Below are 2,355 nucleotides of genomic sequence, written 5' to 3'. Positions count from 1 at the left end.
CTAATCACGCCCCTGGTCATGCGCGCTGTCGCCGTAGCTTTGCTATTCGCCGTATTGTCATAGAGGCGTGATTAGTACGACAGGTTACCGATCCGCTGGGATTTCTGCGGCTGCAGATGCATCCTGTGATTGTGACGCAATCGCGGAGATGAATGCCATCAACGGCAGCAGCACAATCACCACGGAAGGGGAGCAGGCGCACGGGATACGGGCGGTGTCCAACAACTCGGAGAGTGCATCCGAGGCGAGTGCAAAGGCTGTCATGAGAAACGGGAGTATCAATATTAACGGTCGATGGGCTCATGGGATTTCTGTGCAAGCCAATGGTGGCCTGGGGAGCGCGCTGGCGGAAATGCGTGGTGGCACAATCACCACGACTCACGGGGGGGCGTCCGCGATTTATGTGCGGATTCACAACGAGGATCACACAAACAACTCGGACAACACAAACGGGGCTAAAGCGCTCATGACCGGAGGGACGATCCATACGGAGAACAGGGTCAACGCATTCGAGGGTTCCCACGGGCTTCATGCGGACACCACTGGCTCAGCCGATGTGGTCGTGGAGATGAAGGGCGGCAGTATCACCACGCTTGGGAGGAATTCTCATGGGCTTTGGGCGGAAGCAGAGGCGGATGCGATGGTGAATGGTGTGAGGTTTGTTCCGGGCTCAACGTCGCAAGCCAAGACGATTGTCAAGCTGGATGCGGGTGCTGTTGTCACGGCTTCAGGGGCGGGTTCAAACGGAATTCGCGTTTCAGGGAATTACGTGACTGTGGATCACAACTCCAACAGCCCAAAATTTTGGTTGGGTGTAAAAGAGTTTGACGTGGACGTGGCTGGGATTGTGACGGGCGGCGCTGGCGGATTTAACGCAGATGACGACGGCGCTGCGATCCGCACGATCTCCGACGCTGAAGGCGGGGGAACAATTGATATCGCCGACACCGCCATTGTGGCTGCGGGGGGCTCTGGCATTGCAATACAAGACGGGGATGGCGACGCGGTTGTCACCTTGGAGGGGACCGTGACCGGGGACGTTCGTCTTGGCGCGGGTGACGATAGGGCCACGATTGGTGCCACAGCCAGTTTTGACTTTTCCTCCTATATCCTGGACGGCGGTTCGGGCGATAACGATCACCTGACGCTGCATGGCCGCCGGACGATGACCTCAATGGAAAACGTTAGAAACTGGGAGCATCTCACGCTGAAGGATGAGATGGAGATGCGCCTGGACGGGATGGACAGGCTGGATATGGGCCTGTCCATCGACGCCACGTCTACGTTCCGCGCGTCTGGCGGGGAGCTCACCATCACAGGTGACGTGACCAATGCGGGTGACTTGACCTTAAGCGTGCAGGACGGGGCTGCAGGTGATGTGATCACCATTGACGGCGATTATACCAACACCGGATCGGGAAGAAGTGTTTTTGAGCTGGATGCGGTTATGGGTGCTGATGGTGCGAACACCGACAGGCTTGAGATCACCGGCAACGCGTCAGGCGAGATGGTGCTGTCGCTTGCCGGGTTGGACAATGCCAGCGCCGGAGGCGGACCACTTGAGATCTACGTGGTCTCGGTTGGCGGCACGTCTGAGGATGCGACCTTCACCCTTGTGGGAGGCAACTATGTCACGTCGGACGGGGAGCACGCGGTGATCTCGGGTGCCCACCTCTACAGGCTGGCTGAAGTTGAGGCGCAGGATGGCGGCAAATGGTGGGCGTTGAGCGCGCGGTTAGCTGGTGGCGAGATCAGCTGGGGACCCTCAGCACCGATCTATGACAGCTATGGTGCCTCGCTGCTGGCGTTCAATGCGCCCTCTGGGCTGCACGCGCGGGGTAGCTCGCAAGACTTCCGGACCCTGGCCTGGAGCGGACAAGGGGCTCAGACCAGTGGCTCTCCGCTGTGGGTCCAGATGGGGATGGAGCAGATCACATCGGCGGCCGAGCAGAGCACCACGGGGGCGGCGCGCGACAGCAGCCTCTGGGAGATGGAGATCGGTGCGGATATTGTGCTGGACACCAGCACGGCAGGTCTTCTCGTGGGCGGGCTGATGCTGTCCTATGGCACGGGCAGTACGGATGTGAGCTCAGACTTTGGGGACGGGTCGATAGAGACGACGGGTCTGGGCCTTGGGCTTGCGGCCACGTGGTATGACCGCCGGGGGTTTTATGTCGACGGACAGGTGACGGTGAGCGCCTACTCGAGCGATCTGAGCTCTGACGGGCGTGGGAGCTTGATCGAGGGCAACAGCGGGACGGGCTATGCGCTGTCGATCGAGGCCGGACAGCAGCTTGACCTTGGCTCCCGGCTGACGGTGATCCCGCAGGCGCAGCTGAGCCTGTCATCTGTGAC

The 2,355-nt window shown here is 60.2% G+C and carries 1 protein-coding gene; it reads left to right on the top strand.

The features are described 5' to 3' along the window. Window positions 1-313: 313 nt before the first annotated feature. The coding region (locus ACR1XY_RS24360; RefSeq protein WP_480597359.1) for an autotransporter outer membrane beta-barrel domain-containing protein at window positions 314-2,355 on the top strand (2,042 nt) is incomplete at its 3' end.

It is taken from the genome of Ruegeria sp. AD11(2025), assembly GCF_056542405.1.
This window is presented reverse-complemented; position numbering and strand designations above follow the sequence as displayed.